The following is a 15,648-nucleotide window of genomic DNA, read 5'->3' on the forward strand; positions in this document are numbered from 1 at the left end:
AGTTGGGACGATGCGCACGATGAGCGAGGGCCTGAGAGCGGGGGCGGCCGCGGCGGCCGCCGGGGCGGTGGCGCTGGCCGCCGCGGCCTGCGGCGGCGAGGACCCCTACGCCGACGGCGGCGGGGGCGGCGCTTCCGGGGTGATCACCGTCGGCTCGGCGGACTTCCCCGAGTCGGCCCTGCTGGCCGAAATCTATGCCCAGGCCCTGGAGGCGGCCGGCAGCGAGGTGGAGACCAAGCTCAACATCGGCAGCCGCGAGGTCTACTACGACCAGGTGGAGTCGGGCGCCATCTCGGTGCTGCCCGAGTACAACGGCGGCATCCTGCTCTACCTGGACCCCGAGGCCGAGTCCGGCTCGACCGAGGAGACCAGCGCGCGGGCGGCCGAGGAGCTGCCCGAGGGGCTGAGCATCCTGGACGCCTCCCCGGCGGAGAACAAGGACTCGGTGACGGTCACCAAGGAGACCGCCGACGAGGAGGGCCTGACCGAGATCGGGGACCTCAAGGACGTCGCGGGGGACATGGAGATCGGCGGGCCGCCGGAGTTCGAGACGCGCCCGCAGGGGCTGCCCGGCCTCAAGGAGGTCTACGGGGTGGAGTTCGGCGGGTTCAGCTCGCTGGACCCGGCGCTGGTGCCCACCGCCCTGTCGGACGGGGACGTGCAGGCGGCCAACCTGTTCACCACCGACCCGGCGATCGCCTCCGAGGGGTTCGTGACCCTGGAGGACCCGGAGAACCTGTTCGGCGCGCAGAACGTGGTGCCGCTGATCCACGACGCCTCGGTGCCCCGCGAGGCGCGCGAGGTCCTGAACCGGGTCTCGGCGGAGCTGACCACCGAGGACCTGGTGAAGATGAACGAGCGGGTCGGGGTCGAGCACGAGAGCGCCGACGCCGTGGCGGCCGACTGGCTCGCCGAGGCGGGGCTCGACTAGAGGATCATGGCCAGGATCAGTCCGGCCACCAGGATTCCGAGTACCGTGTAGAAGCCGTCCATGCGCCCATTGCACCCCCCGGGCGGCGCCGTGTGAACTGGCGCCGCCCGTACAGGGGTGTGCCCGGAGGGTAGTCTCCCGCGACCTCTCTAGAGAGTTTCGCTCACCGCAGGGTGCGGTACCGGCCCTCGAAGCGCACGAGCGGGTGGGCCCCGCCGCGCCCGCCGTCCACCCGCGGCAGGCCGGTGACCGCGGCGAAGTAGACGGCGTGGTCGCCCACCTCCAGGCTCCGCTCGACCGAGCACTCCAGCGCCGCCAGGGCCCCGGTGAGCACCAGCGCCCCGGTCGCCTCGCCGCGGTCGTGCGGCTCGGCGGCCAGCAGCAGCCGGGCGCTGGGCCGCCCCTCGGCGGAGAACCGCCCGGCGATGGCGCGGTGCCCGGCGCCGAGCACGCTGACCGCGAAGGCGCCCTGCCGGTCGATCACCTCGCGCAGGTACCCGTCGGCGATGACGCTGAGCATGACCACCGGCGGGTCGGCCGAGATGGAGCACAGGGCGCTGACGGTGCTGCCGACGTCGTCGCGCCCGTCGCGCACCGCCACCACCGCCACCCCGGTGGGCAGGGCCGCCATGGCCTCGGTGAAGGCGCCGGGGGCGGGGGCGCTCACCGCACCTCCCAGTCGCCCGGCAGCACCAGCGGGCCGGCGGCGGGCAGCCCGGCGCGCGCCGACAGCTCGGCCAGCGGCCCCCAGGCGTCCAGCCGGGTGCGGGCCGCGGCGGCGCGCTCCTCGCTGGACTCGGCGGGGCGGATCCGGTCGAGCGGGCTCGTGCGCGGGAAGGGGCGCAGCGGCGCGTGCGGCGCCCCGGCCAGCGAGCGGGCCAGCCGCACCGCGGCCTCCAGCCCGCCCAGGGCGTCCACCAGGCCCCGCTCGTGCGCCTGGGCGCCGGACCACACCCGGCCGCGGGCCAGGGCGTCGACCTGCTCGGCGGCCAGGCCGCGGGCGCGCGCCACCTTGTCGGTGAAGTCGGCGTAGACCGCGTCGAGCAGGGCGTCGACGCGCTCCCACTCCGAATCGGTGAAGGGGCGGGCGGTGGAGAACATCCCGGCGTGCGGGTCGCTGTCGACGGTCCCGTACCCGATGCCCAGGCGCTCCAGCAGCCCCTGGGCGTCGGGCTTGGCGATGAACACCCCGATGGAGCCGGTGACCGTGCCGGGCTGGGCGACGATGCGGTCGGCGCCGAGGGAGACGTAGTACCCGCCGGAGGCGGCCACGTCGCCCATGGACACCACCACGGGCTTGCCCGCCTCGCCGGTGAGCCGCACCTCGCGGTGGACCGTGTCGGAGGCCGAGTGGGAGCCGCCGGGGCTGTCCACCCGCAGCACCACGGCGCGCACCGAGGGGTCGCGGCGGGCGGCGCGCAGCGCGGCCGAGACGGTCTCGGCCCCGGCGGTGGTGCGCCCGGTGGGCGAGCGGCGGGAGTGGCCCGAGTGGATCTGCCCGTGCAGGCCGACCAGCGCGATCTGGCCGTGCCCGGGGCGTGGGCCCAGGTGCTCGGCGGCGGCGCGGTGCCGGTTGTAGCGCGAGACGAAGCGCAGCACCGGCGCGGTGCCGCCGCTCCGGACCTGCTCCAGCAGGTCGGAGTAGACCTCGTCGCGGTAGGCGAGCCGGTCCACCAGCCCGGCCTCCAGCGCCTCGGCCGCGGTGAGCGGGGCGCGGGCGGCCAGCTCGGCGATCCGCCCGGGCTCCAGGCCGCGGTCGGCGGCGATGCCCTCGCGCACCTGCCCCGACAGCGACTCCAGCAGGCCCTCGGCGGCCGCCCGGTGGGCGGCGGTGTAGCCGTGCTCGGTGAAGGTGTTGACCGCGGTCTTGTACTCGTGCCGGGCGGCGGTCTCGGGGCGCACCCCGGCCTTGTCGAAGGCGCCGCGCAGGAAGAGCGCGTTCAGGGCCAGGCCGGTCAGCCCCACGGTGCCGGTGGGGGCCAGGGCGATCGTGCCGAAGGCGGCCGCCAGGTAGTAGCCGACGGTGCCGGGGCCGAAGTCGCCGATGGACTCGCTCCAGGCCACGGCCGGCTTGCCGGAGGCCCGGAAGTCGGCGACGGCGTCGCGGATCTGCTGGACGGCGGCGAGCCCGGCGGGGGCGCCGCCGATCTTGGCCAGCACGCCGCCCACGCGCGGGTCGCGGGCGCCGCGGCGCAGCCCCTCCACGATGTCGGTGAGCCGCTCGCGGCGGCGGGTGAGCACCTGGGCCAGCGGCGGGCCCGGGGGTTCGTCGGTGGTCCCTTCGGTCAGGTCCAGTTCGAGGACCAGCGGTGCGGTGCGCCTGCGCCGCAGGTCGGCCAGTGGGGCGATGAGCTCGGGAAGGTCCGCCATGCCCACAGGGTAGTGGCGGTCGGCTATCGTCGGAGGGCCGATCCGGGGCGGATCGGCGCCGGCTTGGAGGAAGGGACCGATGTCCGAGGCGTTGGGGCTCAAGGCCGCCGCGGCGGCCGCGGGGCTGCTCCTGCTCGCCGCCGGGTGCGGCGGCGGTGACGGCGGCGACGGTGGCGGCGACGGCGCGGGCGGGGCCCCGTCGGTGGAGGACGCCTACACGGGCGCGGTCCCCGCGGCGTCGGCCTCCCTGTCCGGGACGTCCTTCGAGGGCGTGGCGATCGGCATGCCCGAGGGCTGGTCGCGCTCGGAGGGCGGCGGGCGCGTGTGCCTGGACCCGCCGGAGGGCGGGGACTGCGGCTACGGGTCGGTGCAGGTCTACCCCAAGGCGGCCGAGCGCAACGGCCGGGACTGGCCGGCCAAGGGGACCGCGTTCAACGAGTCCGACGGCTGGCAGGGCGGGGACGCGTCCTGCCGGGCCCCGGAGGGCGAGGGCCAGAAGCCCGGCGGGGCCGAGCTGGCCGTCGGCCCGCCGGAGGTGACCGAGCACGCCGACGGGCTCAAGTCGCACCACCGCGTCTGGGAGGTGGAGTGCGACGGCGGCGCCTCGTTCGAGGTGCGCATGTGGTTCCTGCCCGAGAGCGACGTGATGGTGTACGTGCCCGCGGTCGACCCGGCCTACGGTCCGGTGTACGACCAGGTCGCCGCGTCGATGGACGTCACCGAGTACAAGAAGGCCCGGGCCGAGGAGCAGAAGAAGCAGGAGGAGAAGAAGGAAGAGAAGAAGGAGGAGAAGGAGGACTGACCCGGATCGGGACCGCCTCCCACCAGGTGGCGCAGCGCCAGGCCCACTCCAGCGGGCCGTAGCGGAAGGCGCGCAGCCACAGGGAGGAGAACGCCCACTGGGCGGCGAGCACGCCGGCCGCCAGGGCGAACAGGGCGCCCCAGGCGAAGCCGGCCCGGAAGTCCAGCAGGTACCCCGCCGCGAGCACGGCCACCGTGGCGGTCACGTAGTTGGTCAGCGCCATGCGCCCGAGCGGGGCGAAGGCGGCGCGCAGCGCCCCGGCGAGCGGGGTGCGCATCAGCAGGGCCAGGCCGCAGACGTAGGCCCCGGCCATGAGCAGCCCGGCCACCGCGCTGGAGGCGGCGAACCCCGAGTTCTCGATCTGCCCGTACTGCCACAGCGCGGCCGGGACCGACGCGGCGGCGAACAGGCCGAAGGCCAGGGCGGTCCACCCGGTCAGCCGGTCGAGGCGCTGGGGGAGGCGGTACCGGGCCGCGGCCAGCCCCAGCAGGAACAGCCCCGGGATGAGCATGGTCCCGCCGTGTCCCAAGGCGGCGGGCACGGCGGTCCCGGCGGCGCCCAGGGCCAGCACCGCCCAGGAGGGCAGGTAGCTCGCGGGCAGCAGCACCGCGAGCCCGAACACCGCGTACGGGGTCAGCGCCTCCCCGGGCTGGAGCAGCTGGTGGGCCAGGCCCAGCACGCCCAGGGCGGCCAGGCGCCGCACCAGGAGCAGCCGGGGCCGCGGGTGCCGCCGCCCGGCCGACTCCAGGAAGATCGCGAACCCGATCCCGAACAGGAACGAGAAGATCGGGAAGAAGCGCTCGGCGACGAGCATGTCCAGCCACGCCTCGGGCGCCGCCATGGGCACGCCCTGTCCGGGCGGCAGGGCCTCCAGCACATCGGCGCCCATCTGAGTGATGGGCCCGATGTTCACCGTCAGGATCCCGCACAGGGCGAACCCGCGGACCACGTCCAGGGCGTCGATGCGCCGACTCGGTTCGGCCACGGCGCTTCTCCTCTCGTCAAAACCACTTCGACCAGGGAGAACGTACGGTCCGCGGGTGGGGCGGCGGATCGGCCGACCGGCCGGATCCGCCCTCGTCCTTTCGGCTACCCCTGCCGCCCGGCCTTCGCCGGCTCGAGCCAGAGCACGCCCAGCGGCGGCAGGTCGAGCACCGCCGAGGCGGGCAGGCCGTGCGCGGGCTCGGGCGCGGCCTCGACGCGGGCGGCGCCGCCGCGGAACCCGCTGCCGCCGAACCGCGCGTCGTCGGTGTCCAGCAGCACCTGCCAGGGCCCCGGCTCGGGCAGCCCGACGCGGCGCCCCTCGTGCGGGACGGCCGCGAAGTTCACCAGGCAGGCCAGGGGCCGCCCGTCGTCGCCGAAGCGCAGGAAGGCCAGGGTGTTGCCCTCGGCGTCGCCGCCGTCGATCCACCGGAAGCCCTCGGGCTCGCAGTCGCGCGACCACAGGGCCGGGCGTCCCAGGTAGAGCCCGTTGAGCTCGTCCACCAGCGCCTGCACGCCCCGGTGGAAGCCGTGGTCGAGCAGCCACCACTGCACACCGGCCTCGTGCGACCACTCATCGCCCTGGCCGATCTCCCCGCCCATGAACAGCAGCTTCTTGCCGGGGTGGGCCCACATGTAGGCGTACAGGGCCCGCAGCCCGGCGAACCGGCGCCACTCGTCCCCGGGCTGCTTGTACAGCAGGGACGCCTTGCCGTGCACGACCTCGTCGTGGGAGAGCGGCAGGATGTAGTTCTCGCTGTAGGCGTAGATCATCGAGAAGGTGATCTCGCCGTGGTGGTGGGCGCGGTGCACCGGGTCCCGCTTGAGGTACTCCAGGGTGTCGTGCATCCAGCCCATGTTCCACTTGAAGCCGAACCCCAGCCCGCCGTGGTGGACCGGGCGGGTCACCCCGGGCCAGGCGGTGGACTCCTCGGCGGCCATGATGATGCCGGGGTTGCGCCGGTGGCAGACGGTGTTGAGCTCGCGCAGGAACTCCAGCGCCTCCAGGTTCTCCCGGCCGCCGAAGGCGTTGGGCTCCCACTCGCCGGAGCCGCGGGAGTAGTCCAGGTAGACCATGGAGGCCACGGCGTCCACCCGCAGCCCGTCGATGTGGAACTCCTCCAGCCAGAACAGGGCGTTGGCGATGAGGAAGTTGCGCACCTCGGTGCGGCCGTAGTCGAAGACGAGGCTGCCCCAGTCGGGGTGCTCGCCGCGGCGCGGGTCGGGGTGCTCGTAGGTGGGCGAGCCGTCGAAGCGGGCCAGCGCCCAGGCGTCCTTGGGGAAGTGCGCGGGCACCCAGTCCAGCAGCACCCCGATCCCGGCCCGGTGCAGCTCGTCGACGAGGCGGCGGAACCCGTCGGGGGAGCCGAGCCGTGCGGTGGGCGCGAAGTAGGAGGTGACCTGGTAGCCCCAGGAGCCGCCGAAGGGGTGCTCGGCCACGGGCAGGAACTCCACGTGGGTGAAGCCGCGGGCGCGCACGTGCTCGACGAGTTCGGCGGCGAGCTCGGCGTATCCCAGGCCGGGGCGCCAGGAGGGCAGGTGCACCTCGTAGACGCTCATCGGCTCGCGGGTGTGGTCGCGGGCCTTGCGCTCGTTCATCCAGGCGTCGTCGGACCAGGTGTGGGCGGAGGCGTGCACGACGGAGGCGGTCTCGGGCGGGTGCTGGGCGGCGAAGGCCATCGGGTCGGCCTTGTCGCACACGCCGCCGTCGCGCCCGTGCACCCGGAACTTGTACAGCGCGCCGGGGCCCACCCCGGGGACGAACAGCTCCCACACGCCGCTGGAGCCCAGCGAGCGCATCGGGTGGGCGGTGCCGTCCCAGTGGTTGAAGTCGCCGATGAGCTGCACGCCCCGGGCGCCGGGCGCCCACACGGCGAAGGCGGTGCCGTCGGGGCCGGGGTGGGCGCCCAGCGCCCGCCACAGCTCCTCGTGCCGCCCCTCGGAGATCAGGTGCAGGTCCAGGTCGCCGAGCGTGGGCGGGTGCCGGTAGGGGTCGTCGGCGACGGTCTCGGGCCCGCCCTCGGTGTAGGTGCAGGCGATGCGGTACTCGGGTGGGCCCGCGGGCAGCGCGGAGGCGGGGACCCGGGCGGTGAACACGCCGCCGTGGGCGTGCTCCATGGGCACCCGGGACCCGTCCGGCAGGACGGCGTGCACGGTGCGGGCGAGCGGGCGCAGCGCCCGCAGCGCCACGTTCCCGGCGCCGTCGGGGTGGGCGCCCAGGAGCGCGTGCGGGTCGTGGTGGCGGCCGGCGGTGAGTCGGCCGACCTCGGCGGGGTCGGGTGTCAATGGGGCTCCTCAAGCGTGGGCGAGCGCGGCGATGGAGTCCAGCGGCACGCGCAGCCAGGTGGGGCGGTGGTGGGCCTCGTAGAGCACCTCGTAGACCGCCTTGTCGTACTCGAAGGCGCGCAGCGCCGTCAGGTGCTTGTCCGGGTCGGTGCCGCCCCCGGCGGCGTACCCGGCGCAGAACGCCTCCCGGTTCCGGTCGGCCCAGGCGCGGGCGGCCGGGGCCAGCAGCTCCTCCTCGGCGCTGCCGATCAGCTGGTGGCGGGCGGCGTAGTCGAAGGAGCGGAGCATCCCGGCCACGTCGCGCAGCGGGCTGGAGGGGCGGCGCCGCTCGGCCACCGGCACGGCGGGCTCGCCCTCGAAGTCCAGCAGCACCCAGCCGGCGTCGGTGCGCACCACCTGGCCCAGGTGGTAGTCGCCGTGCACGCGCTGCACGGGCAGCGGGTCCGGGGCGCGGGCGAAGTCGTCGAAGGCGGCCCGCAGCACCCCGGCGTAGGGGGCCAGTTCGGGCACCTGCTCGGTGGCCTCGTCCAGGCGGCGGGCCATGGCGTCGGCCAGGTCCCGCAGGCAGGCCGGGGAGAGCACGTCGGTGGGCAGGGCGCGGGCCAGCGCCCGGTGCACGGCGGCGGTGGCGGCGCCGAGCCGTTCGGCCTCGGCGGCGAAGTCGCCCCCGGCGCCGGCGGGGCCGCCGCCGGGCGCGGCGTACAGGTCGCGCACGCTGGTGGCGGCCAGCACCCAGCCGTCGGTGGCGCTGCGCAGGTAGCCCTGGAGCATGGCGACGGTGGTGGACACCGGTCGGCCGCCGTCGTCGATGTCGGCCTCGATCCACCCGTGCGGCGGGGCCGCGTACGGCGAGCCCTCCAGGGCGCCGTTGAGCTCCAGGTCGGGGTTGAGGCCGGGCCACAGCCGCCGGAAGGCCTTGAGCACGTACTCCTCGCCGAACACCAGCGAGGTGTTGGACTGCTCGCCGGTGAGCACGAGGCTGCGCAGGCCGGTGCGGACCGTGCGCCCGGGCCGGGTGCGGAAGCGCAGTGGGCCGCGGTCGGCCCCGCGGGCGATCAGGTGCAGCAGGCGGGCGGTCAGCTCGGGGTCGTACAGGGCGTCGTAGGCGGTGCGCCGGGCGCCGCGGACGCGGCACCGGCCGATGACGCAGTGCTCCAGCGCGGGGCGGAGCCGGCCGGGTTCGGCCAGGCCGAGCACCACCAGGTAGCGGTCGGTGCCGCGGGGCTGGTCCACGCGCACCACCAGCAGGCGCATGCCGGGGCCGTGCGGCCCGGGGTCGCCGCCGCCGACGGGCAGGTCGTGCTCGACGCGCACCGCCTCGACGGGGGCGCGCTTGCCGGCGAACCAGCGCTGCCGCGGCAGCCACGCGGCCAGCAGCTCCTCGATCTCCTTCATGCCGTGTCCCGGGTGCGGTCGTCGGTGGTGGGGCCGTCGCCCTCCTCGACCGGCGGCAGCTGGAACCAGTAGAAGCCGTGGCCGGGCAGGGTGAGCAGGTAGGGCAGTTCGCCGATGGCGGGGAAGCGCACCCCGCCGGTGCACTCCACGGGGGTGGCCCCCTCGAAGCGCCGCAGGTCCAGCTCGACGGGCTGGGGGAAGCGGGAGAGGTTGTTGACGCACAGCATCCGGTCGTCGCCCCACTCCCGCACGAAGGCGAGCACGCTGGGGTTGCTGGCGTGCAGCTCGGAGAAGTCGCCGGTGCCGAAGACGGGGTGGCGCTTGCGGATGCGGATCATCTTGCGGGTCCAGTTGAGCAGCGACCCGGCGTCGCCGCGCTGCGCCTCGACGTTGAGCGCCTGGTAGCCGTGCACCGGGTCGAGGATGAGCGGCAGGTACAGCCGGGCCGGGTCGCAGCGGGAGAACCCGGCGTTGCGGTCGGAGGTCCACTGCATGGGGGTGCGCACCGCGTCGCGGTCGCCGAGCCAGATGTTGTCGCCCATGCCGATCTCGTCGCCGTAGTAGAGCACCGGGGAGCCGGGCAGGGACAGCAGCAGGGCGGTGAACAGCTCGATCTGGTCGCGGTCGTTGTCCAGCAGCGGGGCCAGCCGGCGCCGGATGCCCACGTTGGCGCGCATGCGCGGGTCGGTGGCGTACTCGGCGTACATGTAGTCCCGCTCCTCGTCGGTGACCATCTCCAGGGTCAGCTCGTCGTGGTTGCGCAGGAAGATGGCCCACTGGCAGTTGGCGGGGATGCGGGGCGTCTGGGCGAGGATCTCGGAGATGGGGTAGCGCTGCTCGCGGCGGACCGCCATGAACATCCGCGGCATCAGCGGGAAGTGGAAGTTCATGTGGCACTCGTCGCCGCCGGACTCGAAGTCGCCGAAGTAGTCTACGACGTCGGCGGGCCACTGGTTGGCCTCGCTGAGCAGCACCCGGTCGGGGTAGAGGCGGTCGACCTCCTTGCGCACCCGCTTGAGGAACTCGTGCGTCTCCTTGAGGTTCTCGCAGTTGGTGCCCTCGCGCTCGTACAGGTAGGGCACCGCGTCCAGGCGGAAGCCGTCGATGCCCAGGTCCAGCCAGAACCGCAGCACCTCCAGCACGGCCTCCTGCACGGCGGGGTTCTCGAAGTTGAGGTCGGGCTGGTGGGAGAAGAACCGGTGCCAGTAGTACTGGCCGCGCACCTCGTCGTAGGTCCAGTTGGACTGCTCGGTGTCGACGAAGATGATCCGCGCGTCGGAGTAGCGGTCGGTGGTGTCGGACCAGACGTAGAAGTCGCCGTATGGGCCCTCGGGGTCGGTGCGCGAGGCCTGGAACCAGGGGTGGCGGTCGCTGGTGTGGTTCATCACCAGGTCGGTGATGATGCGGATGCCGCGCGCGTGGGCCTGTTCGACCAGCTCGACGAAGTCGGCGATGGTGCCGAACTCGGGCTGGACGGCCATGTAGTCGGAGATGTCGTACCCGCCGTCGCGCAGCGGCGATTCGTACAGCGGCAGCAGCCACAGGCAGTCGATGCCCAGCCAGGCCAGGTAGTCGAGCTTGTCGATGAGTCCGCGCAGGTCGCCCACGCCGTCGCCGTTGGAGTCGTGGAAGCCGCGGACCTGGACCTCGTAGAAGACGGCGTGCTTGTACCAGTGCGGATTGGGCGGCAGGGCGGATGTGGTCACGGGAGCGGCTCCACCGTCAGGACGTGGGCGGGCTGGACGGCCGGGTCGAGGCGCACATAATTGGCCCGACCCCAGGTGTAGGTCTCGCCGGAGAGCTCGTCGCGTACCGACAGGCTCGTTTCGGGCGAGAATCCCAGATTGGGCATGTCGAGTCGCACCGTCGCCTCGCGGGCGTGGTGCGGATCGAGGTTCACGACGACGATGACCGTGTCCCCGGCCAGCCGTTTGGAATAGCAGATCAGCTCCGGCTGGTCGGCATCGTGGAACCGCAGGTTGCGCAGTTCCTGCAATGCCGGGTGGTCGCGCCGCAGACAGTTTAGCCTGCGGATCAGCGGGGAGATCGACATTTCCGCGGCATCGGCCGCGTCCCAGTCCCGTGGTTTGTACTCGTATTTCTCGGAGTCGAGGTATTCCTCGCTCCCGGGGCGCAGCGGGGTGTTCTCGCAGAGCTCGTACCCGGAGTAGATCCCCCACGAGGGCGCCAGGGTGGCGGCCAGCACCGCCCGCGCCTCGAACGCCGGGCGGCCCCCCTCCTGCAGGTAGGCGTGGAGGATGTCGGGCGTGTTGCAGAAGAGGTTGGGGCGCATGTGGGCGGCGGCCTCCCCGGCGAGGGAGGTGGCGAAGTCCTGCAGCTCCTCCTTGCCGGTGCGCCAGGTGAAGTAGGTGTAGGACTGGTGGAACCCGGCCTTGGCCAGGGCGTGCATCGGGGCCGGGCGGGTGAAGGCCTCGGACAGGAAGACCACGTCGGGGTCGGTGGAGGCGATCTCGCCCAGCAGGCGCTCCCAGAACGCCAGCGGCTTGGTGTGCGGGTTGTCCACCCGGAAGATGCGCACCCCGCGGTCCATCCAGAACCGCACCACCCGCAGCACCTCGGCGTACAGGCCCTCGGGGTCGCGGTCGAAGTCCAGCGGGTAGATGTCCTGGTACTTCTTGGGCGGGTTCTCGGCGTAGGCGATGGTGCCGTCGGCGCGCTCGGTGAACCACTCGGGGTGCTCGGCCACCCAGGGGTGGTCGGGCGAGCACTGCAGGGCCAGGTCCAGGGCGACCTCGATGCCGTGCGCGGCGGCCTCGGACACGAAGGCGTCGAAGTCGCGCAGGTCGCCCAGGTCGGGGTGGAGCGCGTCGTGCCCGCCCTCGTGGGAGCCGATGGCCCAGACCGACCCGGGGTCGCCGGGGCCGGCCGCCGGGGTGTTGTTGCGCCCCTTGCGGAAGGTGTGCCCGACGGGGTGCACGGGCGGCAGGTAGACGACGTCGAAGCCCATGTCGGCGATGGCGGGCAGCCGCTTGGCGGCGCTGCGCAGGGTGCCCGACCGCCACACGCCCTCGGCCTCGTCGTAGTGGGCGCCCTCGGAGCGGGGGAAGAACTCGTACCAGGAGCCGACCAGGGCGCGCCGCCGGTGCACCTGCAGCGGGAAGCGCTTGGTGCGGGTGAGGTGGTCGCGCAGCGGCTCGGCCTCCATCAGCGCGGCCGCCTCCCCGGCGGCGGCCGCGGCGAGCCGGTCGGCGGCGGGCAGGGAGGTGTCCCGCAGGGTGCGGGCGGCGGCGGCCAGGGCGGGGCGGCGCGGGACCCGCCGGGCGGCGCGCTCCAGCAGCCGGGCGCCCTCCTCCAGCACCAGCTCGGTGTCCTGGCCGATGGGGATCTTGGCGGCGGCCTCGCGCCTCCAGGTGGCGTAGGGGTCGGCCCAGGCCTCGATCGCGAAGCTCCACCTGCCGGGCTCATCCGGGCGCACCCCGGCGGTGTAGCGGTCGGTTCCGGGGGCCTGCTCGGCCATGCGCACACGGGCGCGGCGGCGCCCGCGCGGGTCGTACAGGACCGCGTGCGCGCCGAGGGCGCCGTGGCCCTCCCGCAGCACGGTGGCGGCCACCGGGACCGTCTCGTGCTCGGCGGCCTGGGCGGTGCCGTAGGAGAGCACCGGGGCGGGGTCGAGTACGGGGATTCGTCCTATCACGTGTGCACCAATTCTTCGCGGGCGGCGCCATTTGCCGCGTGTGGCCGGTGTGACCCGATTCAGGGCAGTGCCCATCACCGAATGAGGGCAGGGGGTACCTGGGGTTTTCGAGGGGAATCGCGGCCGTATCGGCGCCGCGCCCACAGTCCTATCGTCGGCGCGCGGGCGCCCGCTTCCGACAGTCCGGCGGTCCTTATTTTTGTGATAGTCGTCACACTTCCGATTCGGATGTCCGCGGCGATTTCGCCGCGTTTCAATTCTGTGAAAACCGGCATAACGGTCTTCTGTCACGGGAGTAACGGGCGCGACGGGAATTCGGCGTGCGAATGCACGTGAAATTGCGCGGCGTCCTGGTGCACGGGCCGCCGCTGGACTAGCGTCCCGCTGCGTGAAGGCGATCCGCAGATTCACCGTCCGTACCGTCCTGCCCGAGCCGCTGGCCCCGCTGGGGCGGCTCGCCGCCAACCTGCGCTGGGCCTGGCACGCCCCGACCCGGGAGGTCTTCCGCGCCGTCGGCCCGGAGCTGTGGCGGGCGGCCGGGGGCGACCCGGTGCGCCTGCTCGGCGACGCCGGCGCCGACCGGCTGGCCGCGCTGGCCGGGGACGCCTCCTTCACCCGGCGCGTCGCCGAGGCCGCCGCCGACCTGGACGCCTACCTGTCCGAGCCGCGCTGGTACCAGCGGGCGGCCCAGGAGGCCGCGGCGGGCGGGGCGCCGGCGCCCCCGGCCGCGGTGGCCTACTTCTCCGCCGAGTACGGGCTCACCGCCGCGCTGCCGCAGTACTCGGGCGGGCTGGGCATCCTGGCCGGGGACCACCTCAAGAGCGCCAGCGACCTGGGCCTGCCGCTGGTCGGGGTGGGGCTGCTCTACCGGCACGGCTACTTCGCCCAGACGCTCTCGCCCGAGGGGTGGCAGCTGGAGTCCTACCCCGAGGTCGACCCGGAGGGCCTGCCGGTGTCCCGGCTGGCCGGGGAGGACGGCGCCCCGGCCGAGGTGGCGGTGGACATGCCCGACGGCGAGCGGCTCGCCGCCCGCATCTGGGTGTGCCGGGTGGGGCGGGTGCCCCTGCTGCTGCTGGACGCCATGCACGAGGGCAACAGCCCGCAGATGCGGGCGGTCACCGACCGGCTCTACGGCGGCGGGGGCGAGCACCGGCTGCGCCAGGAGATCCTGCTCGGCGTGGGCGGGGTGCGCGCGGTGCGGCTGTACTGCGGGCGCGCGGGCCACCCGGTGCCCGAGGTGTTCCACATGAACGAGGGCCACGCCGGGTTCCTGGGGCTGGAGCGGGTACGCGAGTACATGGAGACCGGCCTGGGCTTCGACGAGGCGGTGGAGGCCGCGCGCGCGGGCTCGGTGTTCACCACCCACACCCCCGTCTCGGCCGGGATCGACCGGTTCCCGCGCGAGTCGGTCCGCCGCCACCTGGCCGGTCCGTCCCCGGCGGTGCCGGGGCTTCCGGCCGACCGGCTGCTGGCGCTGGGCGCCGAGGACCACGAGGGCGGCGACCCGGGCGTGTTCAACATGGCGGTGATGGGGCTGCGCCTGGCCCAGCGCGCCAACGGGGTCAGCCGCCTGCACGGGGCGGTGAGCCGCTCGATGTTCCAGGGGCTGTGGCCCGGGTTCGACGCCGAGGAGGTGCCCATCGCCTCGGTCACCAACGGGGTGCACGCCCGCACCTGGGTCGCCGAGGAGGCCCAGGAGCTGGCCGCGCGCCTGGTGCCCGACTCCGGGGAGTTCACCGGGCCCGAGGGGTGGCGCAAGGTCACCGGCGCCGACGAGGCCGAGCTGTGGCACATGCGCCGCGTGCTGCGCGCCCGGCTGGTCGAGGAGGCCCGCGAGCGGCTGCGCGCCTCCTGGCGGGTGCGCGGGGCGGGCGCCGCCGAGCTGGGCTGGGTGGACGAGGCGCTCGACCCGGACGTGCTCACCATCGGCTTCGCCCGCCGGGTGCCCTCCTACAAGCGCCTCACCCTGATGCTGCGCGACGCCGAGCGGCTGCGGCGGCTGCTGCTGCACCCGGACCGGCCGGTGCAGATCGTCATCGCGGGCAAGGCGCACCCGGCCGACGAGGGCGGCAAGCGGCTCATCCAGGAGATCGTGCGCTTCGGCGACGAGCCGCGGGTGCGCCACCGCCTGGTGTTCCTGCCCGACTACGACATGGCGCTGGCCACCGCCCTGGTGCAGGGGTGCGACGTGTGGCTGAACAACCCGCTGCGCCCGCTGGAGGCCAGCGGCACCTCGGGGATGAAGTCGGCGCTCAACGGCGGGCTCAACCTGTCGGTGCGCGACGGCTGGTGGGACGAGTGGTTCGACGGCTCGAACGGGTGGGACATCCCCACCGCCGACGGCGTCGAGGACCCCGAGCGCCGCGACGACCTGGAGGCGCGCGCCCTGTACGACCTGGTGGAGCACCGGGTGGCGCCGCTGTTCTACGACCGCGACGCCTCCGGGCTGCCCAAGCGCTGGCTGGAGATGGTCAAGCACACCCTGGTGTCGCTGGGGCCCAAGGTGCTGGCCACCCGGATGGTGCGCGAGTACACCGAGCGGCTCTACCAGGGCGCCGCCGACTCCTCGCGCCGCCTGCTGGCCGACGGCGCGGCCGGGGCGCGGGAGCTGGCCGACTGGAAGCGGCGGGTGCGCGCGGGCTGGCCCGGCGTGCGCATCCAGCACGTGGACGTGGCGGGCGTGCAGGAGGCGCCGCAGGTGGGCGGCGAGCTGACGGTGCACGCCACGGTGGTGCTGGGCGGCCTGGAACCGGGCGACGTGCGGGTGGAGGCGTTGATCGGCCGGGTCGGCGAGGGGGACCGCCTGGAGGAGCCGCTGGCGGTGGAGCTGAAGCCGGACGGCGGCGAGGGGGCGCTGCTGCGCTACACCGGGACGGTGCCGCTGTCGCGGGCCGGGGCCTGCGGGTACACGGTGCGGGTGCTGCCGTACCACCCGCGCCTGACCTGCCCGGTGGAGATGGGCCTGGTGGTCCTGCCCGACCCGCCGCAGGCGATGGACGACGGCATCGTTCTTCGGTAGGGCCTGCCGCGGTAGGGCGTGCCGCGGTAGGGCGGGTCGTCCCGTTTCCGACCGTTCGGTCATAATGGACGGGAACGACAGGGGAGCGCTCCGGCGCTGAGAGTGCGGTCCGGCCGCAGACCCTTAGACACCTGATCCGGATCATGCCGGCGAAGGAAGTCGTAGGACCCGCCCGAGCGACGGGCGCTCTTGGCTCACGCCCCCTCGTG

The 15,648-nt window shown here is 74.2% G+C and carries 10 protein-coding genes and 1 riboswitch; of the genes, 3 read left to right on the forward strand and 7 right to left on the reverse strand.

The features are described from left to right. Positions 1–10: 10 nt before the first annotated feature. A complete protein-coding gene (locus O4J56_RS12615) occupies positions 11–931 on the forward strand; it encodes an ABC transporter substrate-binding protein (protein ID WP_270685929.1) in 921 nt (306 codons plus the stop codon). Between the two features lie 163 nt (positions 932–1,094). Here the strand turns inward: O4J56_RS12615 and O4J56_RS12620 are convergent, their stop codons facing one another. Together O4J56_RS12620 and sppA are read right to left on the reverse strand one after the other, a co-directional pair. Continuing rightward, positions 1,095–1,562 (reverse strand): flavin reductase family protein, encoded by a 468-nt coding sequence (locus O4J56_RS12620; protein ID WP_270685959.1) that lies wholly within the window; start codon positions 1,560–1,562, stop codon positions 1,095–1,097. A gap of 32 nt (positions 1,563–1,594) precedes the next feature. Next, a complete protein-coding gene (sppA, locus tag O4J56_RS12625; protein WP_270685930.1) occupies positions 1,595–3,301 on the reverse strand; it encodes a signal peptide peptidase SppA in 1,707 nt (568 codons plus the stop codon). Between the two features lie 79 nt (positions 3,302–3,380). Here sppA and O4J56_RS12630 point away from each other — a divergent pair, with 79 nt between their 5' ends. After that, positions 3,381–4,103 (forward strand): hypothetical protein, encoded by a 723-nt coding sequence (locus O4J56_RS12630; protein ID WP_270685931.1) that lies wholly within the window; start codon positions 3,381–3,383, stop codon positions 4,101–4,103. Here the strand turns inward: O4J56_RS12630 and O4J56_RS12635 are convergent. The 5 genes from O4J56_RS12635 to O4J56_RS12655 form a co-directional block, all read right to left on the reverse strand. Further along, positions 4,018–5,088 carry a DUF418 domain-containing protein gene (locus O4J56_RS12635; RefSeq protein ID WP_270685932.1) on the reverse strand — a complete coding sequence of 357 codons (1,071 nt, stop codon included), beginning with the start codon at positions 5,086–5,088 and terminating at the stop codon, positions 4,018–4,020. The two genes, O4J56_RS12630 and O4J56_RS12635, sit on opposite strands and share 86 nt — an antisense overlap. A gap of 104 nt (positions 5,089–5,192) precedes the next feature. After that, a complete protein-coding gene (gene glgB / locus O4J56_RS12640) occupies positions 5,193–7,370 on the reverse strand; it encodes a 1,4-alpha-glucan branching protein GlgB (RefSeq protein ID WP_270685933.1) in 2,178 nt (725 codons plus the stop codon). Positions 7,371–7,379: 9 nt separating this feature from the next. Next, positions 7,380–8,765: a maltokinase N-terminal cap-like domain-containing protein gene (locus tag O4J56_RS12645; protein WP_270685934.1), complete on the reverse strand. Its 1,386-nt coding sequence runs from the start codon at positions 8,763–8,765 to the stop codon at positions 7,380–7,382. Further along, a complete protein-coding gene (treS, locus tag O4J56_RS12650; protein ID WP_270685935.1) occupies positions 8,762–10,471 on the reverse strand; it encodes a maltose alpha-D-glucosyltransferase in 1,710 nt (569 codons plus the stop codon). Before treS ends, O4J56_RS12645 begins: the two co-directional genes overlap by 4 nt. Further along, positions 10,468–12,420 (reverse strand): alpha-1,4-glucan--maltose-1-phosphate maltosyltransferase, encoded by a 1,953-nt coding sequence (locus O4J56_RS12655; protein WP_270685936.1) that lies wholly within the window; start codon positions 12,418–12,420, stop codon positions 10,468–10,470. The genes treS and O4J56_RS12655 overlap by 4 nt, the downstream gene beginning before the upstream one ends. Before the next feature lie 388 nt (positions 12,421–12,808). On the opposite strand from O4J56_RS12655, the gene glgP reads away from it, so the two are divergent. Then, complete coding sequence (glgP, locus tag O4J56_RS12660) at positions 12,809–15,439, forward strand: alpha-glucan family phosphorylase (protein WP_270685937.1); 2,631 nt, start codon at positions 12,809–12,811, stop codon at positions 15,437–15,439. A 69-nt stretch (positions 15,440–15,508) separates the two neighbouring features. Continuing rightward, positions 15,509–15,614: riboswitch (TPP riboswitch) on the forward strand. Positions 15,615–15,648: the final 34 nt, after the last annotated feature.

The organism is Nocardiopsis endophytica, assembly GCF_027706725.1.
Taxonomy (GTDB): Bacteria; Actinomycetota; Actinomycetes; order Streptosporangiales; family Streptosporangiaceae; genus Nocardiopsis_A; species Nocardiopsis_A endophytica.

What these genes read in the sequence shown, in the direction of transcription:
- O4J56_RS12630 (WP_270685931.1), top strand. Translation starts at nt 3,381, where the DNA reads ATGTCCGAGGCGTTGGGGCTCAAGGCCGCCGCGGCGGCCGCGGGGCTG.
- O4J56_RS12615 (WP_270685929.1), top strand. Translation starts at nt 11, where the DNA reads ATGCGCACGATGAGCGAGGGCCTGAGAGCGGGGGCGGCCGCGGCGGCC.
- O4J56_RS12620 (WP_270685959.1), bottom strand. Translation starts at nt 1,562, where the DNA reads ATGGCGGCCCTGCCCACCGGGGTGGCGGTGGTGGCGGTGCGCGACGGG.
- O4J56_RS12645 (WP_270685934.1), bottom strand. Translation starts at nt 8,765, where the DNA reads ATGAAGGAGATCGAGGAGCTGCTGGCCGCGTGGCTGCCGCGGCAGCGC.
- sppA (WP_270685930.1), bottom strand. Translation starts at nt 3,301, where the DNA reads ATGGCGGACCTTCCCGAGCTCATCGCCCCACTGGCCGACCTGCGGCGC.